Annotated in this window: 25 protein-coding genes and 1 CRISPR repeat array; of the genes, 23 read left to right on the top strand and 2 right to left on the bottom strand. The window is 30.9% G+C overall.

What is annotated here, in order from left to right:
* Positions 1-10: 10 nt before the first annotated feature.
* The 20 genes from tenpIN (at position 11) to FVE72_RS09105 (ending at position 20117) form a co-directional block, all read left to right on the top strand.
* On the top strand, positions 11-439 hold the full coding sequence (gene tenpIN, locus FVE72_RS09205) for a type III toxin-antitoxin system TenpIN family toxin (RefSeq protein ID WP_006808472.1): 429 nt from the start codon (positions 11-13) through the stop codon (positions 437-439).
* A gap of 27 nt (positions 440-466) precedes the next feature.
* Positions 467-1603 carry a trans-sulfuration enzyme family protein gene (locus tag FVE72_RS09200; protein WP_026738116.1) on the top strand — a complete coding sequence of 379 codons (1137 nt, stop codon included), beginning with the start codon at positions 467-469 and terminating at the stop codon, positions 1601-1603.
* 107 nt (positions 1604-1710) lie between these two features.
* Positions 1711-2193 carry a thermonuclease family protein gene (locus tag FVE72_RS09195; RefSeq protein WP_026738115.1) on the top strand — a complete coding sequence of 161 codons (483 nt, stop codon included), beginning with the start codon at positions 1711-1713 and terminating at the stop codon, positions 2191-2193.
* 200 nt (positions 2194-2393) lie between these two features.
* Positions 2394-4075: a CRISPR direct-repeat array (repeat unit 30 nt; unit sequence GTTTTTAATAGAGCATTGTGTAATGTAAAT).
* Between the two features lie 119 nt (positions 4076-4194).
* Positions 4195-5070: a DUF6602 domain-containing protein gene (locus FVE72_RS09190; RefSeq protein ID WP_006807751.1), complete on the top strand. Its 876-nt coding sequence runs from the start codon at positions 4195-4197 to the stop codon at positions 5068-5070.
* 9 nt (positions 5071-5079) lie between these two features.
* Positions 5080-7062, top strand: a complete 1983-nt coding sequence (locus FVE72_RS09185; protein WP_006807738.1) for a Cas10/Cmr2 second palm domain-containing protein — start codon at positions 5080-5082, stop codon at positions 7060-7062.
* Positions 7063-7082: 20 nt separating this feature from the next.
* Complete coding sequence (locus tag FVE72_RS09180; RefSeq protein WP_006807754.1) at positions 7083-7772, top strand: RAMP superfamily CRISPR-associated protein; 690 nt, start codon at positions 7083-7085, stop codon at positions 7770-7772.
* 15 nt (positions 7773-7787) lie between these two features.
* Entirely contained in the window at positions 7788-8738 is a 951-nt protein-coding gene (locus FVE72_RS09175; protein WP_006807744.1) for a hypothetical protein, read from the top strand.
* On the top strand, positions 8731-9537 hold the full coding sequence (locus tag FVE72_RS09170) for a hypothetical protein (protein WP_026738114.1): 807 nt from the start codon (positions 8731-8733) through the stop codon (positions 9535-9537). Before FVE72_RS09175 ends, FVE72_RS09170 begins: the two co-directional genes overlap by 8 nt.
* A 108-nt stretch (positions 9538-9645) precedes the next feature.
* Positions 9646-11148, top strand: coding sequence for a YjjI family glycine radical enzyme (locus FVE72_RS09165; protein WP_026738113.1), 1503 nt, complete (start codon positions 9646-9648; stop codon positions 11146-11148).
* The gene (locus FVE72_RS09160) at positions 11148-11879 is read left to right on the top strand and encodes a radical SAM protein (RefSeq protein ID WP_036056192.1); all 732 of its coding nucleotides are present in this window, start codon (positions 11148-11150) and stop codon (positions 11877-11879) included. The genes FVE72_RS09165 and FVE72_RS09160 overlap by 1 nt, the downstream gene beginning before the upstream one ends.
* A gap of 122 nt (positions 11880-12001) precedes the next feature.
* Positions 12002-12658, top strand: a complete 657-nt coding sequence (locus tag FVE72_RS09150; RefSeq protein ID WP_026738111.1) for a DNA alkylation repair protein — start codon at positions 12002-12004, stop codon at positions 12656-12658.
* Between the two features lie 60 nt (positions 12659-12718).
* A complete protein-coding gene (gene obgE / locus FVE72_RS09145) occupies positions 12719-14002 on the top strand; it encodes a GTPase ObgE (protein WP_026738110.1) in 1284 nt (427 codons plus the stop codon).
* A gap of 40 nt (positions 14003-14042) precedes the next feature.
* Positions 14043-14957: a tRNA (adenosine(37)-N6)-dimethylallyltransferase MiaA gene (gene miaA, locus FVE72_RS09140; RefSeq protein WP_036056190.1), complete on the top strand. Its 915-nt coding sequence runs from the start codon at positions 14043-14045 to the stop codon at positions 14955-14957.
* A 20-nt stretch (positions 14958-14977) separates the two neighbouring features.
* Positions 14978-15436, top strand: a complete 459-nt coding sequence (locus FVE72_RS09135; protein ID WP_026738108.1) for a PTS sugar transporter subunit IIA — start codon at positions 14978-14980, stop codon at positions 15434-15436.
* Between the two features lie 166 nt (positions 15437-15602).
* Positions 15603-16298 (top strand): helix-turn-helix transcriptional regulator, encoded by a 696-nt coding sequence (locus tag FVE72_RS09130; protein WP_006807746.1) that lies wholly within the window; start codon positions 15603-15605, stop codon positions 16296-16298.
* Positions 16299-16515: 217 nt separating this feature from the next.
* A complete protein-coding gene (locus FVE72_RS09125; RefSeq protein WP_006807747.1) occupies positions 16516-16845 on the top strand; it encodes a PTS lactose/cellobiose transporter subunit IIA in 330 nt (109 codons plus the stop codon).
* Positions 16846-16859: 14 nt separating this feature from the next.
* Entirely contained in the window at positions 16860-17240 is a 381-nt protein-coding gene (locus FVE72_RS09120; protein WP_006807734.1) for a hypothetical protein, read from the top strand.
* A gap of 33 nt (positions 17241-17273) precedes the next feature.
* Positions 17274-17582, top strand: coding sequence for a PTS sugar transporter subunit IIB (locus tag FVE72_RS09115; RefSeq protein WP_026738107.1), 309 nt, complete (start codon positions 17274-17276; stop codon positions 17580-17582).
* Between the two features lie 81 nt (positions 17583-17663).
* Entirely contained in the window at positions 17664-19004 is a 1341-nt protein-coding gene (locus FVE72_RS09110; protein WP_026738106.1) for a PTS sugar transporter subunit IIC, read from the top strand.
* 24 nt (positions 19005-19028) lie between these two features.
* Entirely contained in the window at positions 19029-20117 is a 1089-nt protein-coding gene (locus FVE72_RS09105) for a DUF871 domain-containing protein (protein WP_026738105.1), read from the top strand.
* Positions 20118-20402: 285 nt separating this feature from the next.
* Here FVE72_RS09105 and FVE72_RS09100 read toward each other — a convergent pair whose 3' ends face one another.
* Together FVE72_RS09100 and udk are read right to left on the bottom strand one after the other, a co-directional pair.
* Positions 20403-21740: an FAD-dependent oxidoreductase gene (locus FVE72_RS09100; RefSeq protein WP_026738104.1), complete on the bottom strand. Its 1338-nt coding sequence runs from the start codon at positions 21738-21740 to the stop codon at positions 20403-20405.
* A gap of 39 nt (positions 21741-21779) precedes the next feature.
* Entirely contained in the window at positions 21780-22418 is a 639-nt protein-coding gene (gene udk, locus FVE72_RS09095) for a uridine kinase (RefSeq protein ID WP_026738103.1), read from the bottom strand.
* 140 nt (positions 22419-22558) lie between these two features.
* On the opposite strand from udk, the gene FVE72_RS09090 reads away from it, so the two are divergent.
* The 3 genes from FVE72_RS09090 (at position 22559) to FVE72_RS09080 (ending at position 26461) form a co-directional block, all read left to right on the top strand.
* Complete coding sequence (locus tag FVE72_RS09090; protein WP_232049442.1) at positions 22559-24127, top strand: carboxypeptidase M32; 1569 nt, start codon at positions 22559-22561, stop codon at positions 24125-24127.
* Positions 24128-24217: 90 nt separating this feature from the next.
* Entirely contained in the window at positions 24218-25570 is a 1353-nt protein-coding gene (locus tag FVE72_RS09085; RefSeq protein ID WP_036056491.1) for a M18 family aminopeptidase, read from the top strand.
* Positions 25571-25597: 27 nt separating this feature from the next.
* Entirely contained in the window at positions 25598-26461 is an 864-nt protein-coding gene (locus tag FVE72_RS09080) for an aldo/keto reductase (RefSeq protein WP_006807740.1), read from the top strand.
* Positions 26462-26471 lie beyond the last annotated feature (10 nt).

Genomic DNA, 26471 nt, shown 5'->3' with positions numbered 1-26471 from the left:
GGGTAAGGTTATGGAATTTAAGTTTTTGACAGAAAATTTTTATGAAAAATATGAAAATTATAAAGAAGTGGAGAAAAAGAAAAACAGACCTTATACTGTTGTTTATATTATTGAGTATAATAATCTTCTTTTCGCAATACCTCTCAGGCATAATATAAATCATCGGTATAAAATCTCTACGGTTGATAATAAAGGACTCGATTTATCGAAAGTTTTAGTAATAACTGACAGAAAGTATATTGATAACAAAAAAGTATTTATTAATGATGAGGAATATAAATTACTTAAAAATAAAGAAAGAAAAATTGTGAGCGAATTACAAAAATACATCAAATTATACAAAAAAGCTTTGAAAAAACCTGAAATTAAAAGAAACAAAAGTTTGATTGAAAAATCTTGTTTACAATATTTTCACAAAGAATTAGGGATAGAAAAATAAAAATAAATAGATGAAACGGAGGCAAAGATGAAATTTGAAACAAAAGCAATACACGGTATAAGAAAAGATGACGGAAAACACAGTGGTTGGAAAAGTACGATAAATATGGCTTCTACTGCTCAGATAGAAAATTTTGGAGAAGAACAGGAATTTGAATATGCCAGAGTTTCCAATCCTACAAGAAGTGAATTGGAAAAAATTATGGCAAAATTGGAAAACGGAAAACATGCTTTTGCATTTTCATCGGGAATGGCAGCAATAACATCGTTATTTACAAAATTTAAAGCAGGAGATCACATTGTACTTGGAACGGATATTTATGGCGGAACATACAGAATTATGACCGATATTTTCGGAAAGTACAATTTGGAATATACTTTTGTAGACACTACCGATTTGCAGAATATAGAAAAAGCTGTAAAAGATAATACTGTTGCTATATTCATAGAGACTCCCTCCAATCCTTTATTAGATGTGACGGATATAAAAGGTGTCGTGGAAATTGCAAAAAAGTATGAATTGCTTACGATTGCCGATAATACATTTATGACTCCGTATTTGCAAAGACCGCTTGATTTGGGAATAGATATTGTTGTACACAGTGCAACGAAATTTTTAAGCGGGCACCATGATATTCTTGCAGGAATGGTCATAGTTAATAGCGATGAATTAGCCGAAGAAGTGTGGTTCGCTCAAAAAGCAATCGGTGCCATTTTGTCTCCTTTTGACAGCTGGCTTTTAATGAGAAGTCTTAAAACGTTGAAAGTGAGAATAGAAGCTGCTCAAAAGAATACTTTAAAATTGATTGAATTTTTCAAAAATCATAAAGCAGTGGAAAAAGTTTATTTTCCTACAGAAGAGAATAATAAAGGTAAAAAAATACATGAAAGTCAGGCAGCAGGAGGAGGAGCCGTATTTTCATTTGTATTGAAAGATGAAAATAAAGTAAAACCTTTCTTTGATAATTTGAAAGTAGCTTTATCGGCTGCGAGTTTGGGAGGAGTGGAAACTCTGGTAACGCATCCTCATACAATAACTCATGCTGAGATGCCCGAAGATGAGAAAAATGCAAGAGGAATTACGAAGTCTTTAATAAGAGTGGCAGTGGGGATAGAGCATATTGACGATTTGATAGAAGATTTTAAGAATGCTTTGGAAAAATAGTGAATGGTGAAGTAAGCTGAAATAATCGAAAACGATTACAAAGCAAACTTCACTTTTTATATAGTTGACATAAAAACGACATATTAAAATTATAGAGGGATAAAACAATGAAAAAAATATTGATATTAATAGTTATGCTATTTCTTAGTATACCGATATTTTCGGAAAACTACAGAGTATTGTGCATAAGCGACGGAGATACTATAGCTGTGAAGAAAGCAGAAAACGGAAAAATAACGGGAAAACTTATAAAAATAAGATTATTCGGAATAGATGCTCCTGAGTTAAAACAGGATTATGGATATGAAAGTAAACAGGCATTGATGAATTTTATAAAAAATAAAGATGTGAAAATAGAAGGAAAGAAAAAAGACAGATACGGAAGACTAATCGGAGTTGTTTATCTCAATAATGAAAATATAAATGAAAAAATGGTAAAAACCGGAAATGCCTGGTGGTATGAACAGTATGACAGGAAAAACCTAAAAATGAAACAGTATCAGGAAAGTGCTCAAAAAAGCAGAATAGGGCTGTTTGCTAAAAAAGACTATGTTACTCCTTGGGAGTTTAGGAAGAGGAAAAAGAGATAAAGTTAAAAAAATCTGTCGATTATGAATAATTGAAAAAAGACTGTACACCGACAGAAATTCTAAAAGCCTTGTTTTTAGAAGAAAAAGATAGATTACGTAATAAAAGTTTTTAAGAAAAAATAAAATAAAAGTATCAAAAAATTTTTATCGACAAATTTGAAGAAATCTGCTATTATAGTTAGTGTAAAAGTTTAAATAAGGTTTTTAATAGAGCATTGTGTAATGTAAATGTTCGTTAGTTAATTCATCAATATCAACTTTGGAGTGTTTTTAATAGAGCATTGTGTAATGTAAATAAGTAACTAAAAGAGAAATAAAAGTAACAACAACAGTTTTTAATAGAGCATTGTGTAATGTAAATATTTGAAAAAAGTGCAGGAGTTGAAGGAGATCCTTTGTTTTTAATAGAGCATTGTGTAATGTAAATTATCCAAACTAAGGTAATGATTTATAACTTCTCTTTCGTTTTTAATAGAGCATTGTGTAATGTAAATTATCCAAACTAAGGTAATGATTTATAACTTCTCTTTCGTTTTTAATAGAGCATTGTGTAATGTAAATACAGTAATTTCCCATTCTATTAATAGAAGTTTGGAAAGTTTTTAATAGAGCATTGTGTAATGTAAATATTACAATAAAATTTAAGTCTTTATGAGCGAAATTAGTTTTTAATAGAGCATTGTGTAATGTAAATTCAATTTAGTATGTTTCTTTTTACTTTTTATTTCAGTTTTTAATAGAGCATTGTGTAATGTAAATTCAAAAATAAATTACAGTATCGATTTTGACTATTTTGTTTTTAATAGAGCATTGTGTAATGTAAATGTTTTTAGAAAAATAGCTTTTAATGAAGTGGCTATAGTTTTTAATAGAGCATTGTGTAATGTAAATAAGAAAATAAAGGCGAAAAAGAGATTATCTCTTTGTGTTTTTAATAGAGCATTGTGTAATGTAAATTTCTTATATCTTGTTACCTTGGTTGCATATTTCAAGGTTTTTAATAGAGCATTGTGTAATGTAAATCTGCAGGATTTATGCACAGTAAAAAATATGTGATAGGTTTTTAATAGAGCATTGTGTAATGTAAATCAGGCTTTTCTATTCCTTTAGGTCTTCCTTTTCCTCGTTTTTAATAGAGCATTGTGTAATGTAAATGTGTCAAAAACAACTTTTCCAGTTGCTAAAAATTGTGTTTTTAATAGAGCATTGTGTAATGTAAATAGTGGCTTTGAGCCTAAAAGCGAATACACAAATACAGTTTTTAATAGAGCATTGTGTAATGTAAATCTTTATTAATATTAAATACTTCCACCACAGGATTACTGTTTTTAATAGAGCATTGTGTAATGTAAATATTTCAGGAATAAAAGCGGTACGTATTAATTGGGATGTTTTTAATAGAGCATTGTGTAATGTAAATATATTTGAACATATAGAGTATGCTAAAATATCTGTTGTTTTTAATAGAGCATTGTGTAATGTAAATATATTTGAACATATAGAGTATGCTAAAATATCTGTTGTTTTTAATAGAGCATTGTGTAATGTAAATAACTTCGCTAAAAAGGTACTTTTCCCAATCCCTTGAGTTTTTAATAGAGCATTGTGTAATGTAAATGCCCATCAACCATTTATTCAACCAAGATTGAGTATATGTTTTTAATAGAGCATTGTGTAATGTAAATCTATAGTAATATATAATGTTCTCCACTTGCCTGTAGGTTTTTAATAGAGCATTGTGTAATGTAAATCGCAAAATACTCTTATTTTATTTTCTTCAAAATGTTGTTTTTAATAGAGCATTGTGTAATGTAAATTTATAAAGTGAATGAATAAGTATCCCTACTAAATAGTTTTTAATAGAGCATTGTGTAATGTAAATAATTGGATAAATATAAAATAACAAGGAGGCAGAGAGTAGTAATTAATTTTAATGAAAAACTTGATTTTTAATAAAAATGAGATATAATTTAATTGAAAAATAAAAAGGAGTGAAAAAATATGATAGATGACAATAAGAAAAATATAGAAAATATTATTAAAAATTATGTAATGTATGAAAAAGAATTAATAAACCAATTGAACTTTCAAATAGAACATTCAACTACAATTGGAGGATTCAGAGAAGAAATTTGGAAGTCCTTTTTTGAAAGAATAGTTCCTAAAAAGTTTAAAGTGGAGCGTTCGGTTTTTATAATGGATTCTGAAGGAAGTTTTTCTAATGAAGTTGATTTGGCTATATTTGATGAACAGTATACACCATATGTATTTAAATATGGTCAAATAAAATTTATACCTATTGAAGCTGTTGCGGCTGTGATAGAATGTAAAAGCACTAATTTTAAAAATGATAAAATAAGAGAATGGATAGATAAAATAGATAATTTAAGTACTTCAAATGATTCAATAGCTAGAATTGTAAGTGGTGTATATAATCCCATGTTCGATGATAGAGAGCTTGCACAAACCGCGACTGCACCGATTAAAATTTTTTGTCATACACCTAAGAGTAAAATGAGAAAAGAAAGAATTGAAAAATTAAAAGATATGGACATTATAATTGAAGCCATTAAAAGTGAAAAAACCGAGAAACAAGAAATGAATATAATTTTTAATAATTATAGTTTAGAAAATTGGTATGAGAAAATAAACCATAAAAAAGATGAAGAAAATGAAAGAAAAATTCTAAAATTTCCTGAAAATTTAAAAGATAAAGATTTAAAAAAAGATTATGAAATACGTAATGAACAAGAAAAAAGTATTCCGCTGCTTTCTTTCATTTTCCAATTCAACCAATTGCTGATGTTATTAAATAATCCTATGTTTTTTCCACATAGGTCCTATGTTAAACTTTTTAATACATATAATGAAAAATAGGAGAATAATATGAATTCAAAATTAATAGCTATTTCTGTAGAAAAAATACAAAAATATATTTATCAAAGAATAGATGATATGACTTCTCAAGGACTTAATGATGAGAAAACTTTATCGTCAATTTGTTCCGCTTCAAAAACAATAGCAGATGATATATTAGAAGTAGTAAGTAAAAAATTTGAGATTAATAAGGAAGATTATATTTTAGAAGTTTCAGGAAAATATATATTTAAAAAAGATATAGAAGAAGATGTTTTGAAAAGAATAGAGAAAGAAATTTTTCAAGAGGTTTATCGAAAATATGATGGACAAATATTTTTGAAATATACTCATTTTAAAGCGGAGAAAGTTGATGATGATATAGAATATATAAAAAAAGCAATTGAGAGTTTGAAATGTCCAAAAGTAAAAAGTAAAATTATAGAAGAGAATCAGGATATAATTTTTAATTTTTTGGAGTTAGGAAAAATTAAGGAAGGAAATGAAGAAGATAAAATTGAAAGTGATTCAAATGAAAGGGAAGAAAAAATAGAGTATAAACATTTTGTAAAAAGCTTGGATGATTTAGTTTCTGATAAGATAAATACACGTGGTAAGATAGCTGTTGTGAAAGCTGATTTGAATAATATGGGGAAAATATTTGAAGAGATAAAATCCTATAATAAGTATGACAGATTAAGTAAAATATTAGAAGAAACCATAAAATTAAAAAAGTTTTCTGAATATTTAAATCAATTTAATCTTGAGAATAAGATTTTACCGTTTTATATAGAGGGTGATGACATATTTTTTGCAGTACAAATAGGAAGTCTTTTAAATTCGATAATCTTATTAAAAGTTTTAATTAAAGAATTAAGAGAGAGATTAGAAATCGAGGAAATAGGAAAAGAAATAAATCTGACACTTTCGATAGGAGTAACTTTTGTGGATAATCATCAGCCGGTAAGATATTATAGAAAAAGTGTAGAAGAAGAGTTATCTAAAATGAAAAAAATAATGAAAAGTGAGAAAAAAAAGGATAAAGCTATTCTGGGTGTATCTGTTGCAGGAGTTAATTTATTTTACTATGATGGGAATAAAGGCGAAGGAGAAACAGACGGCTTTAGTAAATTTAAGGAAGATGTTGAAAGATTAGAATACCTTAAAATTTCAAACAGCTATTTCCATAATCTTTTACAAAGTATAGAACGAGAAAAAGATGAAAAGGCTCAAATAAGAGTATTATTATATAGATTATTACCTGAAAATATTATAGGAAGAAAAGGTAAAAATGAACTTGCTTTAAAATATTATCTTTTAAGTCAAGTTTTAGAAAAAGAAGATAAGTCCAAAGAAAAATCTCCAAGAAAATTAAAGCTTGAAAAAATAAAAAGTAAACTTATTCCTAAACTTCGACTTTTTATGTTACTTACAGATGAGAGATATTCCGAAAAGAAAGAAATAGATAAAGAAAAGATTCAAAAATATATAAATGAGAAAATTATGCTAAAAATAAAATCTGATTTATTTAATAAACCAGTAAGTTATTTATATGACAATGAAATAGAAAAAAGAGAAAGTACGATATTGAAGTTATTTATAAAAAACTCTAAAATAACAAAAGAAATTAAGGATAAAAATGGTAAAACGAAAATAAAAAATATGTGGGTTTATAAAAAAGCTCCTTTTCAAACTTCCTTTTTCTATAGGATAAAAAATATTATTGAAACTGAGAAAGAGAAAAGTAAAAAACTCAATAAAGTAAAAACAGTATTTGAAAATATAAATAATACTATCAAAAATAATGAAAATAGAGAGAGAAAAGATAACAAAAAGCTTGGAAATAAAGAAAATACAAATAAAATAGATTATAAATTAAACTTTAATTTTGATAAATTTAAAGAATTGATAGAGGAAGAAATTGATAAAACGGATTGGTTGGACGTGTTAATATTATTTTATTCATATACTCAACAGAAAATAAAATATTTAACTGTAAATAAGAAAAAATAGTAGAAAGGGAAAGTGGAAAAATGAGAAAAATAAAAGTAAAAATAGAAACTAAATCAAACTGTTTAATAGGAAATCATACTCAAAGTTTCAGTATAGGAGGAGTAGATCAGTGTACAACTGTTGATAATGATGGAAAACCTTTAATTCAGGCATCGGCATTTAAGGGAAGTACGAGATTTATTGTGAAATCTGAAGGAAGTGATATGGAAGAAACAAAAAAATTTTATAAAAATTATTTGGAAGATTTGCTAAAAAAATATGAAAAACGAAAATTAGAAAATAACTTAAATTCTCAAAATTTGGAAGAAATTATAAATAAAATAAAAGAGTGTATAAATGATTTAAAACCCGAATATTTATTCGGAATAGAGGGAATAAATACTACTCCAAGACTTTATTTTTCGGATTTAAAGGTGGTTGATGGTAGAAAAAATACGGAAGAGTATTTTATAATTGACTCAAAAACTGCTATTTTAGAAGATGGTGACGAAGTAGTTTCTAATCCGAGAACATATAAAGCTATAAGACCGGGAGTGAAATTTGAAGGAGAAATTATTTTAAGAGATTTTAAAAACTTTGTAGATATAAAAAAAATAGCAGCAGAGTTAGTTGAAAAATTGGAATTATTTAATGATGGGTATTATAGAATGGGAAATTCAAAATCAAGAGGATATGGAAAAATTTCCATAGAAACTGAAATCGTTGAATAAGAAAGGAAACTTGGAATGAAAAAATATTTAATAAATCTAAAAGTTGCAAGTGATATAACATCATTTCCTGATTCTCAAAAAATATTCGGTTGGCTGATATATCAAATCAAAAAATATGAGAGTGAAGAAAATATTACAAAATTAGTGAATAATATTTATGAAAAAAAAATAAAATGTATGATTTCAAATGTATTGCCTAAAGGTTTTATACCTATGCCGAAAGAATATGTTATAGATAAATTTGGGGACAAGAGTAAAGAAATTTATGAAAAAATAAAGAAAATAGACTTTATAAAAAAAGAAGATATGAAGAAAATACTTAATAATGAAGTAGAATTAAAGAATTTTAAAGATTATTTGAGACAAAAACAAAGTTATATTCAAAAATTCAGATTGGAAAATCAGTTTCATAATCTTGCAGGGTTGGAAAATAAAGCTTATACAGTACCTATTGTGAAAATAATAAATGAAAGTACTGAAGAGATAGTGACAGATTTTATTATAATGATAAAAACTGATAGTGATATGATAATAAAGTGGCTCGAAAATATAAAAAATGCTCAAGAAAATGAAGGTAATGACGAAGAAGTTTACTTAGGTCCCAAAGGCTCACAAGGCTATAATAGATTTATTAGAGGAAAAGTAGAAATTAAAGAAGAAAAAAATTCTGAAAAAGCTAATTTTTATCTGAATGTGGGAATGTTATTGCCTAATTCTATAAATTATAAGAAATCGTATATTGATTTGCATATTTCGGATAGAAAGGCATTTGAAATTACCGAAGAAGCAAAAAAAGTGATAGGTTTTATAAATGTCGGGAGTGTAATTTACTCTGAAGGAGAGAATTTTAATATAGGAAAAAGTATACAAAATAAATACAATATTTTGTATAAAAACGCAATAGTGTTTGGAAATTCTTATTTGGAAGCTCTTGATTCGGAAAAGTTCGGAGGGGAAAATGAATAAATATAATTTGAAGTTTAAATCGATATCAAAAATAGTAGTATCGCCGAGAAGTTTAAAAATATTATATAAAGGTGTAGATTTTAGAGAAGATGATTTGGTTAAACCATATTCAAATTTAGAAAAAGAGGAGAGTAATAAAATAACCGTAATTTATCCTTTTTATAATTATAAAGATAAATTAGACGAGATGATAGAAAAACCTGAATATTATTTGCCCGGCTCTTCAATAAAAGGCTCTATTTTTCCAAAAGAAGAAGATATAAGATGTGATGATATAAAATTGGGAAAAGAGGACATTGTTTTAGATTTACTTTATAAAGTTATTGATTATGATGAAGAAAAATGTCAGAAAAGTGAGAAAGATTTAAAAATTCCTAAATATAAAAATTTTTTTGAAAATTTAGGTGTTGAAATGATAAATTTCGGTAAAGAATTTGAAACTGATATAATTAGTGTAAAAAAGAAAAATATTTTAGAAATGTTGAAAAAAGCGAATGAAAAAACTATTGATAAACTTAATAGATTTACCAATAAAATAGAAAAAGTTATATTCTGTTTGAAGAAAATCAAAGAAAAAGAAGCAATAAATGAATTAAATAAATTAGAAAAGATTTTAAACGAGATAAAGAAAATAATCAAAAAATACAGCAAAGAAAAAGATAAAATGATTACTTTTATAGGTGGATTTAAAGGTAAAGTAGGAACAATATATCAAATGAAAGAAGATACAAAAACAGGATTATATTTTGATAGTAAAACATATTTACCTTACGGACTGGTTGAAATAAAAATTTCCTAATAAAATCCCTATACCCAAATCACAAAAAATGTGGTAAAATATTTGTATAAAAAAGATAAATATAAATAAGTACGGGAATTTAAAGAAGATTTTTATAGGAGGAAATCAATGTCGGATCAGATTTTATCAATTATAAAAAATAGAGTACTGACTTATGAGCAGAAGTTAAGAACATTGGCAGGAGCTGCCGAAGATACTTTGAGTGTGCTGAATATTACACCCGATATTCAGGAATACAGAGATAAAGGGATAATATGCGATTTGTTTGAGGGGAATGCCCCTTACAGAGCGAGATACATTACTCCCGATTATGAAAAATTTATGAAACAGGGAAGTAAATTTCTTGAACTGGAGCCTGCGAAAGATATCTGGGAAGCTACGACAAATTTACTTATACTGTACAACCATGTACCGTCGATAACTTCATATCCTGTATATTTGGGAAATATAGATATGTTGCTCGAACCTTATATAAAAAACGAAGAAGAAGCGTATAAAGCTATAAAATTATTTTTATTGCAAATAGACAGAACCATTACCGATTCGTTCTGTCACGCAAATTTAGGACCTGAAAAAACAAAAGCGGGAGAAATGATATTAAGAGCAACTGTGGAACTTAATACGATGACACCGAATTTAACATTGAAGTATGACGAAGATATAACTCCTGACGACTTTGCGATTCAGTGTGTGGAAACAAGCCTGAAAGTAGCAAAACCGAGTTTTTCCAATTATAAAATGTTTCAAAAGGATTTTTACGGGAAAGATTATGCCATAGCAAGCTGTTACAACGGACTCAGTATCGGAGGGGGAGCTTACACTCTTGTAAGACTTAACCTTGCAAAACTTGCTGACGAGGCAAAAGATGAAGAAGATCTGCTTAATAACAAACTGCCTGATGCGGTAAACAAAATGGCGAGATTTATGGACGAAAGAATAAGATTTTTAGTAGAAGAAAGCGGTTTTTTTGAGTCGAGTTTTCTTGTAAAAGAAGAATTGATCTATAGAAACAGATTCAGTGGAATGTTCGGAATGGTAGGACTTGCAGAATGTGTAAACAAAATAATCGGAGCAGAGAAAAAAGAAGATAAATTCGGTTGGAGCAAATATGCCGACGATCTGGGAGTAAAAATCATTGATAAACTTCAGGAATTGGTACATAATTACAAAGTGAAATACTGTGAAATAACTGATGATCATTATGTGTTGCATGCACAGGTAGGAATAGACACTGATCATGGGATAAGTCCGGGATGCAGAATACCTATAGGAGATGAGCCTGTATTGCCAAAACACATAAAGCAGACAGCGAGATTTCATCCTTATTTCAAATCGGGAATAGGAGATATTTTTCCTTTTGATGAAATGGCTTCAAAAAATCCGGCATCAATATTGGATATTATAAAAGGTGCATTTAAAGAAGGAATGAGATATTTTTCAGTGTATTCTACTGATGCCGACGTAATAAGAATTACAGGCTATCTTGTGAAAAAATCCGAAATGGAAAAATTATACAAAAATGAACAGGTAATACAGCAGACGGTTGTATTCGGTTTAGGTGCAAGGGAAAATTCAAAAATATTGGAAAGAAAAGTAAGAGGAAATGAATAATGAAAGGGATTGTTAATAAGATAATACCCTTCAGTAATGTTGACGGCCCGGGTAACAGGCTGTCAATATTTTTTCAAGGGTGTAATTTTGACTGCCTGTACTGTCATAATCCTGAAACTATAGAAGTGTTCGGGGAAAATAAAGTTCCCGAAGAAATCAGTGTTATGGGAATTGATGATATTTTAAAAGAAATCGAGGAAGTTGCTCCTTTTATATCGGGAATTACTGTTTCGGGGGGAGAATGTTCGCTCCAGTGGAAGTTTTTAACGGAACTTTTTAAAGCAGTCAAAAAGCGATGGGAACGGATGACCTGTTTTGTGGACAGTAACGGCTCGATTCCCCTTTGGACTGAAGATAAAAAAGAATTTTTAAGTGTAACAGACAAGATAATGCTCGATATAAAAGCTTTTGATGAAAAAGATCATATATTAATGGTTGGAGTTTCCAATGAAAATGTTATAAAAAATTTTAAATTTCTTGTTGAAATCGGTAAAATATATGAAGTGAGAACAGTTATTGTGCCTGAAATTATTGATAATGAAAAAACAGTGGACAATATAAGTAAACTCATTGCCGAATATGATAAAAACCTGAAATATAAATTACTGCGATTTAGACAAAATGGGGTCAGAAGAGATGTATTAGTGGCTTATACCCCTAATGATGATTATATGAATAATTTGAAAAATATAGCAACTAAAAACGGACTCACTGATGTGATAATAATATAAAACTCCTATCCGAGCCTTTTTCGATAAGAACAGGAAATGCTGTGGAATTTGAAGATCCTTTCGGGAACAGATTCGGAATAACGGATTATAAAAAATAAAACAGTTTCAAGAGGAGAATAGAAATGAATTTTGATAACCTTTTTGAAGAAATGATGAAACACAAAAATGAAAAAGAAGCTGAAAAAATGTCCGCTTATATGTTGAATAAGTTTAAATATATAGGCATTAAGACACCTGAAAGAAGAAAAATATTTAAAAATTTTTTCAAAGAATATAAAAAGGAAGAGATAATTAATTGGGATTTTATAAATAAATGCTGGGAAAATGAATATAGAGAACTTCAGTATTCGGCAATAGACTATTTAAAAGAAATGGTGAAGTTTCTGACTGAAAAGGATATTCCGAAAATAAAAAAACTGATTATAACAAAGTCATGGTGGGATACTGTTGACGGGATAGATGTGATTGTCGGAGAAACTGCATTGAAATACCCGGAAATAAATAAGACATTGATTAAATGGAGTAAAGATAAAAACATCTGGCTCAGAAGAATAGCCATAGATCATCAGTTATTGAGAAAAGAAAAAACAAATACGGAATTATTGTCGGAAATTATAGAAAACAACTTAAACGGTACGGAATTTTTTATTAATAAAGCAATAGGATGGGCTTTGAGAGATTACAGTAAGACAAACCCTGATTGGGTAACAGATTTTATTGAGAAAAATAAGGATAAAATGTCAAAGCTCAGTATTAAAGAGGCAAGTAAGTATATTTGAAAAAATCTCTATCCGTGCTATAATAGTAACCTAAATTAGAAAAGTAAACGGGAGAAAAAAATGTTTATAGACGAGAGTGTAATTACCGTTATATCGGGTAGAGGCGGCGACGGTGCTGCTACATTCAGGAGAGAAAAATTTGTTCAATTCGGAGGACCTGACGGCGGCGACGGCGGTAAAGGCGGAGATATAGTTTTTCTGACTGATCCTAATATAAATACGTTAGTCGATTTTAAAAGCAGTAAAAAATTTCAGGCAGGAGACGGTGAAAGAGGTGCTGCTGCACGTTCTACGGGAAAATCGGGAAACGACCTTATAATTAAAGTACCTGTAGGGACTATGATAAGAGATTTTGAAACAAACAGACTTTTACTGGATTTGGATAGACCCAATGAAAAAGTTATATTTCTGAAAGGCGGCGACGGCGGAAGAGGAAATATCCATTTCAAGTCTTCTGTAAGAAAAGCTCCGAGAATAGCTGAAAGTGGAAGAGAAGGAGCAGAGCTGAAAATAAAGCTTGAGCTGAAACTGCTCGCCGACGCTGCATTGGTAGGCTATCCTAGTGTAGGAAAATCAAGTTTTATAAATAAAGTGTCGGCTGCAAATTCCAAAGTGGCGAGTTACCATTTTACTACATTGAAACCGAAGTTGGGAGTAGTAAGGATAGGAGATGAAGAAAGCTTTGTAATAGCCGATGTACCGGGGCTTATTGAAGGAGCTCATGAAGGGATAGGACTGGGAGACAGATTTTTAAAGCATATAGAAAGATGTAAACTGATTATCCATATTGTGGATATTTCGGGAATAGACGGCAGAAGTCCCGAAGAGGATTTTTTGAAAATTAACAGAGAACTTGAAAATTACAGTGAAAAATTGGCGAAAAAACCTCAAATTGTAGTTGCAAATAAAATAGATATGTTGTATGATGATAAGAAATACGACAGTTTTGAAAAATTTGTCAAAGACCGAGGAATAGAGTACGTATATCCTGTGTCGGTTATAGCCAATGAGGGAATAAAGCCTGTTCTTATGAAGGCTTGGGAACTTATAAAAGAAATTCCTCGTGAAGAATTGGAAGAAGAATATTCTGTAGATGAACTGCTGTGTGAAATGAACAAAAAAGACGACTGGATTATTAATAAACTCGAAGATCATGTATTTGAAGTAGACGGAAGAATTGTCGATGATGTATTGAAAAAGTATGTATTTACCGGAGATGAAGGAATTATAAACTTCCTTCAGGTGATGAGGACTTTAGGAATGGAAGTCGAGTTGGAAAATGCCGGAGTGGAAGAAGGAGATATGATAATCATTGCAGGATATGAATTTGAGTATGTTATTTAATTCGGCTCGGCGTAACAAGTTAAAGTAAAAAGGAATAAAAATGAATGATTTATTGAAAGGGATTGTAATAAGCGGACCTACAGGTGTGGGGAAAACCGATATTTCTATAATTCTTGCGAAAAAAATACATTCCGATATTATTTCTGCAGATTCAACGCAGATATACAGAGAAATGGACATAGGAACTGCGAAAGTTACAACTGAAGAAATGGACGGAATAAAGCATTATATGCTTGATATTATAAATCCTGATGAAGATTATTCTGTGGGTGATTTTGAAAAAGAAGCGAACAGAATATTGAAAGAAAAAGAAAAAAATAAAGAAAATATAATAATCACAGGTGGTACGGGACTTTATATAAAAGCTTTGACAGAAGGATTTTCGGATTTACCTTCAAAAGATGAGAAATTACGAAAAGAACTGGAAAAAAAAACTGTGGAAGAATTATGTGAAGAGCTTGAAAAAATTGATATAAAAGCATATAATGATATAGACAGGAATAACAAAGTCAGGATTGTGAGAGCTTTGGAAGTATGTATTCTCACAGGAAAAAAGTTCAGCGAAATAAGAACGGAAAATATAAAAAATAATAATTACGATTTTTTGAAAATATTTTTGACACGAAACAGAGAAGAAATGTACGAAGGAATCAATAAAAGAGTAGACATAATGATAAATAAAGGACTTCCTGACGAAGTGAAAAAAGTATATGATAAATATAGTAAAAATAGGCATAAAATAACGGCTATAGGATATAAAGAGCTGTTTGATTATTTTGACGGGGCAATTTCTTTGGAAAAAGCAGTAGAAGAAATAAAAAAAGAAAGTCGAAGATATGCCAAAAGGCAAATGACCTGGTTCAGAAAAGAAAAAGGCTACATAACTTATAATTTGTCCGAAAAATCGCAGAAAGAAACAATAGAAGAAATTTTAAAGAAATGGGAGAAAATCTGATTACAAAATAGGAGAAGGAAATGAAAATAATAGATTATTTGACTGAAGACAGAGTAAAAATCAACTTGGAATCGAGAACAAAAGACGGGATTCTTAGTGAAATGGCACAATTATTTTTAAAAGGAAATATAGTAGATCCTGAAAATATGGAGCAGTTCATAAATGATTTGAAAGACAGAGAAAAATTATCATCAACAGGATTACAGGACGGAATAGCTATACCTCATGCGAAATCCGAAGCGGTAAATAAAATAGCATTGGCTGTAGGAACAATAAGTGAAGGAGCGGAATTTGACTGTATGGACGGGGAAATGTCAAAAATATTTTTTATGATAGCTGCTCCTGAGAGCGTGAAAAATGAGCATCTGGATTTATTAGCGGAAATATCGAAATTATCTTATGATGAAGAATTGTTGGAAAAACTCGAAAATTCTACAACAACTGAAGAATTAATGTCTCTTCTTAAAAGTTTTGACTAAGAATATAAAATATTAATGTAACTATTAAAAAAATGATTGTTCAAATTTAATGACAAAGGTTGACAATAGATTATAACTGGGGTATAACTTTATTAAGGAGAGATAAACTTATTATAATTTATTTCTTGAAAGCTTGGAAATAAAAAAATACAAGGAGAAGTAAGAAATGAATAATAATGATACAAATTCTAAGTTGCAAAAATACATTCCGCTCGTGGACTTTTTTGCTGCGGTTTTAGGAAAAAACAGCGAAGTGGTATTACATGATTTGACCGATCCCGATCATTCGATAATAGCAATAAGAAATAATCATATATCCAATCGTGAAGTAGGAGGTCCTGCAACTGATTTGGTATTGAAGATTTTAAAAGAAAGCGACAGGGAGGAAAGAAGTTTTATTGCCAACTATGTAGGTATAGGAAAATTTAATAAGGCATTGAAGTCATCCACTTATTTTATACGTGAAGAAGGCGAATTAATAGGGATGATTTGTGTTAATACTGACGAAGCTGTATTTGACGGATTGTTTGCATCGATGAAAAAGCTGCAGGAAACATTTATAAAAGAAAAAATGGAAACTGATGAAGTTCAGGCTCCGGAAAATCTGTCAAGATCCATAGAAGAAGTAGCAAGAGAAGCTATAAGTGAAGTCCTTTCGACTCAAAATGTATCAATAGAGTATTTAAAACAGCAGGATAAACTGAATATAATAGAAGTACTTTATTTGAAAGGAATATTCCTGCTGAAAGGTGCGGTTGTGGAAATAGCGAAGGCTCTTGAAATGTCCGAAGCGAGTGTTTACCGTTATGTACAAATGGTAAAAAGACAGGAACAGGAAGAACAGAAAAGAAAAAGAAAATAAATCGAAAAGACTGTTTTGTAATGAAAATATTATTACAGAGCAGTTTTTTATTTATTTTTAAGTATATTAAAATTTGAGGTTATTAGCGGGAGTATGAGGGCAATAGCCCTCGTAAAATTATTAAAATAAAAAAAATTGTAAATAGGCTCTTGAAAAAATCCAAGTTAGTGTTATACTTATGGTATAGAAAAAAATACAGCATAGGAGGAAAGACAAATTGGATAAAGAAAAACTCGAATTAATCGTCTTTGACATTGTAAACAGTGCGGGGACAGCAAAAGGTCTGGCTTATGAGGCTTTAGGCGAGGCTGAAAAAGGGAATTATGAGGAAGCTGAAAAATTGTTGAAAGAAGCTGATAAATCATTACTTGCCGCTCATAATATTCAAACGGAAATTATTCAGGCTGAAACAAGTGGTGATAATATGGAAGTTTCAGTTCTGTTTGTACATGCTCAGGATCATCTCATGACAGCGGTAGAGGCAAAATCGCTTATCGAGTGTATGATAAAAATGTACAGAAGAATAGAGAATCTTGAAAAAAAATAAAAACAGGGGGATACATGAAAAGAAAAATAAAGAAATACAATGCAAAACAGGAAGAAAAATTAAAGGAAAAAGAGGAAAAAGAAAAAAATGATCAAAAAAAGAAAGACAGTGAAATAAAGCCTTTCAGCCTGCAATCTGCAATAGGGATTATATTAAGTTCTTTGGCAGGTTCTATAGTATTTCCGTTTTTGTTGAGTTTAGTAGGAGTAAAAGATGTAAGATTGGGAATATTATTAGGAAATGTGTTTATTTCAAGTTTCGGATTTACATGGGTCAGACATTTTATAGATTCCAAAAAAGGTTTTTGCAAAAGTTTCTGGATACAATATGCGACTTTTGCAGTGATTTTCGGAATAATATCTTACTTATGGTTTTATTGGGCAAAATTCGTTTAATACAAAAAATACGACTTAAATAGGAGGTAACTTATGAAAATTTTATTTGTATGTTCTATGGGAATGTCAAGTACAATAGCTGTAAATGCACTTGAAAAAGAAGCAAAAGCTAAAGGAGTGGAAGTCGAAGTTAAAGCGGTAAGTACTCAGCAGTTTGAAGATGAAGTGAAAAACGGCTATGATGCTGCAATGGTAGCACCTCAGGTAAGACATAGATTTGATACTTTGAGTGCACAGGCAAAAGATGCGGGAGTTCCGTGCGAAATGATACAGCCTCAGGCGTACAGTCCTCTGGGAGGACCAAAATTATTGAAACAGATACAGGCTTTGATTGCAAAATAGATATTGAGATAAAGCAAGAAAACAGAATAAATTTTTGTGTAAAATAAATTTAAAATAAAAAATACAGGAGGAAAAAGTTATATGTTGGAAAAATTATCAATGCAAATGGCAAAACTTTCAGAGCAAAGACATCTTAGAGCTATTCGGGACGGGATTATAGCAACATTGCCTTTAATAATAGTAGGTTCAATATTTTTGATTGTTGCGTTTCCGCCGTTTCCGGCAGATTGGGGAATATCATTATGGGCTAAGAAAAATATAGCTCAAATATTATTACCTTATCGTATGACTATGTTTATAATGGCCCTTTATGCGGTTATGGGTATAGGAAACAGTCTGGCAAAATCCTATAAACTTGACGGGATTACAGGAGCAATACTTGCTACTTCGGGATTTTTGCTCACAATAGTGCCGAGTGTCGTAAAAGAAATACTTGTAGTTACTCAGGTAATAGACGGTAAGGAAGTTCAGATAATAGCTGAAAAAGGTACTGAAGGAGCTACAGTTTTTCAGGAAGCTGCAGGTTTTGTAATGCCTATGACAAATCTGGGCTCTGCGGGACTTTTTGTCGGTATAATAATAGCAATATTCGCAGTGGAAGTCTACAGATTTACAACAACTACAGGCTTTAGAATAAAAATGCCTGACAGTGTTCCGGCTTCAGTAGCAAGATCATTTGAAGCACTTACTCCTACACTTATTGTAGTTTTAGTAGTAGCAACAATAACATACTGGCTTAATATAAATTTACACGGAATAATGAAAATAATTATAGAGCCTCTTGTAAAAGCTACGGATTCATGGTTTTCTGTAATAGTAATAGTGTTCCTTATAACATTCTTCTGGTCTTTCGGAATACACGGAGTGTCCATAGTAGGTTCTCTTGTAAGACCGTTATGGCTTACATTGCTTGATCAGAATACAGCAGCTTTGGCAGACGGAAAAGTTATTCCTCATATAGCTGCAGAGCCTTTTTATCAATGGTTTATATGGATAGGAGGTTCGGGAGCTACTATAGGACTTGCGATACTTCTTGCTACTGTATCCAAATCCAGTTACGGTAAAACTTTGGGAAGAACTTCCATAGTTTCTTCGATTTTTAATATTAATGAGCCGATAATTTTCGGGGCACCGATAGTTTTAAATCCTATATTGATACCGCCGTTTATTATTGTTCCTGTGGTAAATTCGTCCATTGCATATTTATGTACATCAATGGGATTGGTAAACAGAGTAACATCTACTCCGCCTTGGACATTACCGGGACCTATAGGAGCGTTTTTGGCAACAAACGGAGATTACAGAGCGGCTATATTGAATATTGTCTTAATAATATCCTCTACAGTAATATATTATCCATTCTTTAAAGCATATGATAAAAAATTACTTGAAGATGAGAAAAACGGTGAAGCCGAAGAATAATAAAATTAGAAGGAGCATAACGAAATGAAAAAATTGGGAATTTCTATTTATCCTGAAAAAACCGATGAAAAAACTTTGAAACAATATATAGATAAAACAGCTGAAGCAGGATTTTCAAGAATATTCAGTTGCCTTTTATCAGTAAATGACGAAAAAGAAAAAATAAAAGAAGATTTCAGAAAAATAAATTCCTATGCAAAGTCTAAAGGCTTTGAAATAATTCTTGATGTAAATCCCGGAGTATTTTCAAAATTCGGGATAACTCACGACGATTTGTCTTTTTTCAAAGAAATAGAAGCTGATGGATTAAGACTGGATATGGGATTCAGCGGATTGCAGGAAAGCATAATGACTTATAAAGGGAACGGATTGAAAATAGAGATTAATATGAGTATGGATACTCATTATATCGATACTATTATGGACTACAGACCCGATAAATCGAATCTTATAGGGTGTCATAATTTCTATCCGCATGAATATACAGGACTGGGAATGGATTTTTTCAATAAATGTACTGAAAACTTTACAAAATATGGACTAAGGACAGCAGCATTTATAACTTCCCAAGCAGAAAATACTTTCGGACCGTGGCCTGTAACTCAGGGACTTCCTACTCTTGAAATGCACAGACATTTGCCTATAGAGACTCAGTTCAGACATTTTGCAGCATTGGAAACTATTGATGATATTATAATATCCAACTGTTATCCAACTGACGAAGAACTTGAAAAGCTGAAAAATGTGAGAAAAGATATGGCAAGTTTTGCAGTAGAACTGGTGCCTGACATTCCTGAAATCGAGAAAAAAATCGTGCTTGAAGAATTTCACTTTAACAGAGGAGATGTTTCGGGAAATCTTATAAGATCTTCAAACAGCAGAGTAAAATACAAAGGACATAATTTTAAATTATTTAATGCTCCGGAAACAATAAAAAAAGGAGATATAATAATAGAAAGCAGCGAATACGGACATTATGCCGGAGAGCTTATGATTGCTTTAAAAGATATGAAAAATACAGGAAAATCAAATGTAGTCGGAAAAATAGTCGATCATGAACAGTTTATACTTGATTATATAAAACCTTGGCAAAAGTTTGCGTTTTCTATGTAGTTATTAATAATTGGAGGGAATTTACTCCCTCTGATTTATTTTAAAGAAAGTAATAATCTGCCAGTGTCGGATAAAATAAGTATAAATTCCAAAACAGTTGATATTTTAACTGATTAATCAATTCGGATATATCTTTAAGTTTTGAACATTCTTCTGTCGATGTACGGAAAAATGCGGCATTTATTATAAAATATTTTGGAAAAGGATTGGAAATGTTGAAAAATAAAATTTGAAAAAATTCCCCCTAAAGTGCCAAATCTGCTTTAGGGGGTTATAATAAAAAGTTTATTTTATAACTTTTCTGTAAGTTACAAGTAAAGGATTCCAAACACTTGCATTTGTAGGTGAGTATGCAAAGTCAATATCTATAAACTTTTCAATAGGCGTTTCAAGAGTAATAACTATAGCAATCTGATCGATAAATTGTGCTACAGCTTCTCTTCCCACCATTGTTCCGCCTAATAGTACTTTTTTATCCTTATCGTAAATTATTTCTACCTGAGCGGGAACCGAATCTGCAAATCCCGAATTTTTATACATAGCTTTCATATCTATTTTTTCAGCATTATAGCCTAAGACAGTTGCTTCATCAAGAGATAATCCCGTTTGTGCTAATTTAATGTCATAAAATGAAGTGGCATAAGATCTCAAAAGACCTTTCCAGTGGATATTTTCTCCTGATAAATATTTTGAAAGCAGTATTCCGTGCTTGTTTGCTACATCTCCGAAAGGAGCATATAGATTTCTGTCGGTATTGTAATATTTATTGAAAATACAGTCGCCGATAGCATAAACATCGGAAATATTCGTTTCAAATTTATCATTTACAACTATTTTTCCTTTTTCTGTTTCAAGTTCGTCGGAAATAAATCCGATATTAGGTGTGATTCCTATACTGAATAAAGCAATATCAAAATTTAATGTTTCACCGTTATCCAGCTTTACAGCTTTTGCAACATTATTTCCTGAAATGATTTCCGCCACTCCGGCATTCAGTTTCAAGCTAACTCCTCTTTTTTCAATTTCAGAATAAATTCCTTTTTTTAAATTTTCGGAAACAGAAGGGAAAATTTCTCCCGATTTTTCTACGACGGTTACATTTAAACCGAGTTTATTAAAAGATTCGGCAGTTTCCAATCCGATAAATCCTGCTCCTGCTATAAGAGCATTTTTTAAACTTGCTTTATTTTCAGTAATATATTTTTTAATTTCTATGGCATTTTCTGCATGAGATAAAGTAAACACATTGGAAAGTTCCGAAGAATAATCTTTTATATCGGGAATAAAAGATTTTGCACCTACAGCCAGTACAAGTTTGTCATAGCTGAAAATACCGTTTATTTCATTGCCTGTAACATTCAAAGTCTTATTTTTAAAGTCGATACCTGTTACTTCATGATGAATTTTTACATTTACCCCTCTTTTTATAAAATCTTCTGCAGTTCCTAAAACCACATCGTTTATAGACAATTCGTCTGCTATGTAGTAAGGGGTAGGGCAACCTGCCCATGCTACATAGGGAGATTTCTCAAAGAGAAATACTTCGTGTTCGGGATTTGCTTTCTTATACTGAGTGGAGAACATCATTCCTGCTGCTCCTCCGCCTATTACAACTATTTTCATTTTATTACCTGCTTTCAGTTTAGATTTTTCAGGGAAGCGTTAATCAGACAGATTATTTAACAGATATTCCAATCTGCTTGAAACCATTTTTATTCCTACTTTATTTTCTTTTCCTCGAGGGATTATAATATCCGCATATCTTTTAGACGGCTCGACAAATTCCAAATGCATAGGTTTTACTGTGGCAATATACTGATTTTTTATGCTCTCGAAACTTCTTCCGCGTTCTTTCAGATCACGTTCTATTCTTCGTAAAAGTCTTTCGTCATCATCAGTGTCCACGAAAATCTTTGCATCAAACAGATTTCTTATTTTTTCTACAGCCAAAATAAGTATACCTTCCACTATTATAAGGTTTGCCGGCTCTATATGTTCCGTTTCGTCAACTCTGTTATAAATCTGAAAATCATAAATAGGTTTTTCAATAGGTTTTCCCTCTCTAAGCGAGAGAATATGTTCTTCGAGTAAATCAAAGTCAATGGAATCAAGATGATCATAATTCAGTTTTACTCTTTCTTCATAAGTCAGTTCATCGTATCTTTTGTAATACGAATCCTGTTCAAGTAAAATCGAATTAATATGAGTTTTATTCAATTCTTCGAGAATTGCTTTTGTAACACTTGTTTTACCTGAACCTGTCCCTCCTGCAATACCTACAATTATGGTTTTATAATCCATTTAAAAATCAGCCTCCTGTATTTATTACAAAAAGTATATAACAGATAAGAAAAATTTTCAAGAAATTTTATTTAAACTAAGCGTAATCAAATGAACAAATGGTATATCTTTATAGAAAAAGAAGTTTTAAATAAAAATCAATGGAAATTTTACGAAAAGGAAAGGGAGTAGCTATGAAAAATATGACTGAAAAAGAAAAGATGGAGAAAATAAGGGAAGTTTTGGAAAAGAACAAAGCACTTACACATGCGATTACGATATTGCATTGGGATTTGGAAACTGAGGCTCCGAAAGATTCTGTGGAAAGGATTTCAAAAACATTGGGGTATTTGACCGGAGAAAATTATTCCATGATCATAAATGACGAATTTAAGAATCTTGTGTACAGTATAAATGTGGAGGAATTGGACGAAGTTGACAAAAAAATAATAAAAGAGCTGAAAAAAGAATATTTTGAAAAACTTGAAAAAATACCTAAAGAAGATTATATGAAATACTCGGAGTTAACAGTTGTTTCGACGAAAAAATGGGAAGAAGCAAAAAATAAAGATGATTTTGATATATTTAAGACTTATTTGAGTGAAGTAATAGAATACAACAAAAAATTTATAAAATACAGAGGATACGAAGAAAATCCTTATAATACATTACTTGACGATTATGAGCCTGAAGTTACTGTGAAAGAATTGGACGAATTTTTCAACAATATAAAAAACGAGTTGTCTCCTTTTATTAAAAAGATTGTTGAAAAGAAAAAGTCCGATAAAGAAACAGAGGATAAGAAAAAATTGAGTGAAATGACTTTCGATATTACAAAACAGAAAGAAATGTCTCTGTATGCACTTAATTTGATAAAATTTGATTTTAACAAAGGGATTTTAAAAGAAAGCGAACATCCTTTTACTACAAATGTAAATAATAAAGACGTGAGAATCACTACTCATTACTATGAACATGATTTGCTGTCATCGGTTTATTCAACTGTACATGAAGGCGGACATGCTTTGTACGAACAGCATATAGACGATAAAATAAGCGATACAATATTGGGAACAGGTGTTTCTATGGGAATACATGAATCTCAATCGAGAATTTACGAAAATATGTTCGGAAGAAATAAAGAATTTTTGAAATTTATATTTCCTAAAATAGACGAAATGTTCGGTTTGTCAAAATCAGGAATTGATTTTGAAAGTTTTTATAAGCTGACAAATGAAGTTCAGACTTCATTTATAAGAACCGATGCCGACGAATTGACTTATCCTATTCATATTTTAATAAGATATGAGCTTGAAAAAGAGATTTTCAGTAATTTGGACGAAAAAACAGATGTGGACAAACTTGCTGAAAAATGGGCGGATAAATATGAAGAATATTTGGGAATAAGACCGAAAAAATATAAAGAGGGAATTTTACAGGATGTTCACTGGTCTGACGGTTCATTCGGATATTTCCCATCTTATGCTTTAGGAAGTGCTTATGCCGCACAAATATACGATGCAATCAATCAAAAAATAAATATAGACAGAGAACTTAAAAAAGGTGATTTCTCTCAAATAAATGAAATATTGAAAGAAGGAATACATAAATACGGAAAAATGAAAACTCCGAAAGAATTAATAGAAAATATAACAGGAAAATCTTTTGATTCCAAACACTATATTAATTACTTAAAAGAAAAATTTTCCGAAGTATACGGTATAGAATAAGAATTTTTAATAAAAATAAGAAAGGAGAGAAATTGATTGGGAACGTCAGAAAATTTGTTGCTGTTCGTAAATCAATATTCAGTTAGAAAAATGATACAGACAAATAAAAAAATCGAAAAAATACAGAAACGTTTTGAAGATATGGAAGTAAAAAGTTTCGCAAGGGAAGTGGTGGAATTTATAGATGACAGTCCAAGTACATATCATGTAGTTAAAAACTGTTCGGATGTTTTGGAAGAAAACGGCTTTGAAAGACTGAATCCGAAAGAAAAATGGGAACTGAAAAAAGGGGGAAGATACTATTTAAAAAGATCAAATTCTACTGTGATTGCTTTTACATTGGGAGAAAATATAGATTTGAAAAAAGGATTTAAAATATTCGGTTCGCATACAGATTCTCCGGGATTCAGAATAAAGCCTCAACCTGAAATAGTAACGGAAAACTTAATTAGACTCAATACCGAAGTGTATGGAGGACCTATATTAAGTACATGGTTTGATAGACCTCTTTCAATAGCAGGAAGAGTTGTCGTGAGAAGTGATAATCTGTTCAGCCCTAAAACAATCGGAATGAAAATAGAAGAGCCTTTAATGACAATACCTAATCTTGCTATACATCAAAACAGAGAAGTAAATAACGGAGTAAAAATAGACAGACAGACAGATACATTGCCTGTAATCGGACTTATAAATAACGAGTTTGAAAAAGAAAACTATTTGCTGAAATTAATACTTGACAGAACAAATGTCAAGAAAGAAGATGTTCTTGATTTTGATTTGTTTGTATATTCCATTGAAAAAGGAACTCTTTTGGGAGCAAACGAGGAATTTATCTCCGCTCCTAAACTGGACAATCTTGTTTCAGTGTATGCAGGGCTTTTGGGACTAATCGAAGCTGAAGATATTCACGATCAGATAAATGTTTTTGTAGGTTTTGACAATGAAGAAATAGGAAGTGCCACAAAACAGGGAGCTGATTCCAATTATCTTTTAAACACTCTCGAAAGAATAGTATGTTCTCTCGGGTACGGAAGAAGCGAGTTTTTACAAATGCTTTCATGCTCGTTTATGTTATCAGCTGACGGAGCTCACGCAGCACATCCTGCTCATATGGAAAAAACCGACCCTACAAGCAGAGGAAAAATAAACGAAGGAATATCCGTAAAAATCAGTGCAAATCAGAAATATACTTCTGACGGATTTTCGATAGCAGTGTTAAAGCAGATAATAGAAAATACCGATATTAAAATACAGCCTTTTGTAAATCAGTCCAATGAAAGAGGCGGAAGCACAATAGGGCCTATTTCTTCCACGCATTTGGACATAGATGCCATAGATTTGGGAGTTCCTATGCTCGCAATGCACTCGGTAAGAGAGTTGTGTGGAGTATATGATGTGTTTTATTTAAAAGAACTGGCAAAAGAATTTTTTAATAAAAATTAGAAATTGTTTCAGGGGGTGATGATTTGAATGAAAAATTCCGATAAAACGGTTATATTGTTAAACGGTGTAAAAATGCCTATTTTAGGTTTCGGAACATGGAAAATCGAAGATGAAAAAGAAGCTTTTAATTCGGTAAAAGAAGCGATTGAAACAGGATATACTCATATAGATACTGCTTCATTTTACAAAAATGAGGAAAGTGTAGGTTCAGGGATAAAAGAAGGACTCAAATCAAAAGGGCTTAAAAGAGAAGATATTTTTGTAACAACCAAAGTATGGAATACAGAGCAAGGTTATGAAAATACTCTTGAAGCCTTTGAGAGATCCCTCAAAAAACTTGATACGGGATATGTTGACTTGTACCTTATTCACTGGCCTGTAACAAAGGCATACGAAAATGAGTGGAGAACAAAAATAAAAGAAACATGGAAAGCTATGGAAAAACTCCATAAAGAAGGAAAAATCAAAGCAATAGGAGTCAGTAACTTTTTAGTACATCATCTGGAAGAACTGCTTTCCGATTGTGAGGTAAAGCCCATGGTAGACCAGATAGAATTTCATCCGGGACATAATCAGAAAGAAACAGTGGAATTTTGCAGAAAACATAATATAGCAGTTGAAGCATGGAGTCCTTTAGGCAGAGGAGTTGTTCTGGATAATGAATTTTTGGCTGAAATAGCAGCTAAATATAATAAAACTGTGGCTCAAATATGTTTAAGATGGATTGTTCAGCAAGGAATAGCCGCATTGCCGAAATCGACGAAAAAAGAGAGAATACAGAGTAATTTTCATATTTTCGACTTTGAGCTGTCAGAAGAAGATATGAAAAAAATAACGAATATGAAGCCGACAGGATATTCAGGTTCAGATCCGAATTTAGGAAGATACTGATAAAAGGGAG

The organism is Pseudoleptotrichia goodfellowii, assembly GCF_007990505.1.
GTDB classification, from domain to species: Bacteria; Fusobacteriota; Fusobacteriia; order Fusobacteriales; family Leptotrichiaceae; genus Pseudoleptotrichia; species Pseudoleptotrichia goodfellowii.
The sequence above is the reverse complement of the archived record's forward strand: the minus strand, read 5'-3'. Positions and strand labels throughout refer to the sequence as shown.

Coding starts and splice junctions, on each gene's coding strand:
- tenpIN (WP_006808472.1), top strand. CDS start 11: ATGGAATTTAAGTTTTTGACAGAAAATTTTTATGAAAAATATGAAAAT.
- FVE72_RS09200 (WP_026738116.1), top strand. CDS start 467: ATGAAATTTGAAACAAAAGCAATACACGGTATAAGAAAAGATGACGGA.
- FVE72_RS09195 (WP_026738115.1), top strand. CDS start 1,711: ATGAAAAAAATATTGATATTAATAGTTATGCTATTTCTTAGTATACCG.
- FVE72_RS09190 (WP_006807751.1), top strand. CDS start 4,195: ATGATAGATGACAATAAGAAAAATATAGAAAATATTATTAAAAATTAT.
- FVE72_RS09185 (WP_006807738.1), top strand. CDS start 5,080: ATGAATTCAAAATTAATAGCTATTTCTGTAGAAAAAATACAAAAATAT.
- FVE72_RS09180 (WP_006807754.1), top strand. CDS start 7,083: ATGAGAAAAATAAAAGTAAAAATAGAAACTAAATCAAACTGTTTAATA.
- FVE72_RS09175 (WP_006807744.1), top strand. CDS start 7,788: ATGAAAAAATATTTAATAAATCTAAAAGTTGCAAGTGATATAACATCA.
- FVE72_RS09170 (WP_026738114.1), top strand. CDS start 8,731: ATGAATAAATATAATTTGAAGTTTAAATCGATATCAAAAATAGTAGTA.
- FVE72_RS09165 (WP_026738113.1), top strand. CDS start 9,646: ATGTCGGATCAGATTTTATCAATTATAAAAAATAGAGTACTGACTTAT.
- FVE72_RS09160 (WP_036056192.1), top strand. CDS start 11,148: ATGAAAGGGATTGTTAATAAGATAATACCCTTCAGTAATGTTGACGGC.
- FVE72_RS09150 (WP_026738111.1), top strand. CDS start 12,002: ATGAATTTTGATAACCTTTTTGAAGAAATGATGAAACACAAAAATGAA.
- obgE (WP_026738110.1), top strand. CDS start 12,719: ATGTTTATAGACGAGAGTGTAATTACCGTTATATCGGGTAGAGGCGGC.
- miaA (WP_036056190.1), top strand. CDS start 14,043: ATGAATGATTTATTGAAAGGGATTGTAATAAGCGGACCTACAGGTGTG.
- FVE72_RS09135 (WP_026738108.1), top strand. CDS start 14,978: ATGAAAATAATAGATTATTTGACTGAAGACAGAGTAAAAATCAACTTG.
- FVE72_RS09130 (WP_006807746.1), top strand. CDS start 15,603: ATGAATAATAATGATACAAATTCTAAGTTGCAAAAATACATTCCGCTC.
- FVE72_RS09120 (WP_006807734.1), top strand. CDS start 16,860: ATGAAAAGAAAAATAAAGAAATACAATGCAAAACAGGAAGAAAAATTA.
- FVE72_RS09115 (WP_026738107.1), top strand. CDS start 17,274: ATGAAAATTTTATTTGTATGTTCTATGGGAATGTCAAGTACAATAGCT.
- FVE72_RS09110 (WP_026738106.1), top strand. CDS start 17,664: ATGTTGGAAAAATTATCAATGCAAATGGCAAAACTTTCAGAGCAAAGA.
- FVE72_RS09105 (WP_026738105.1), top strand. CDS start 19,029: ATGAAAAAATTGGGAATTTCTATTTATCCTGAAAAAACCGATGAAAAA.
- FVE72_RS09100 (WP_026738104.1), bottom strand. CDS start 21,740: ATGAAAATAGTTGTAATAGGCGGAGGAGCAGCAGGAATGATGTTCTCC.
- udk (WP_026738103.1), bottom strand. CDS start 22,418: ATGGATTATAAAACCATAATTGTAGGTATTGCAGGAGGGACAGGTTCA.
- FVE72_RS09090 (WP_232049442.1), top strand. CDS start 22,559: ATGGAAATTTTACGAAAAGGAAAGGGAGTAGCTATGAAAAATATGACT.
- FVE72_RS09085 (WP_036056491.1), top strand. CDS start 24,218: ATGATACAGACAAATAAAAAAATCGAAAAAATACAGAAACGTTTTGAA.
- FVE72_RS09080 (WP_006807740.1), top strand. CDS start 25,598: ATGAAAAATTCCGATAAAACGGTTATATTGTTAAACGGTGTAAAAATG.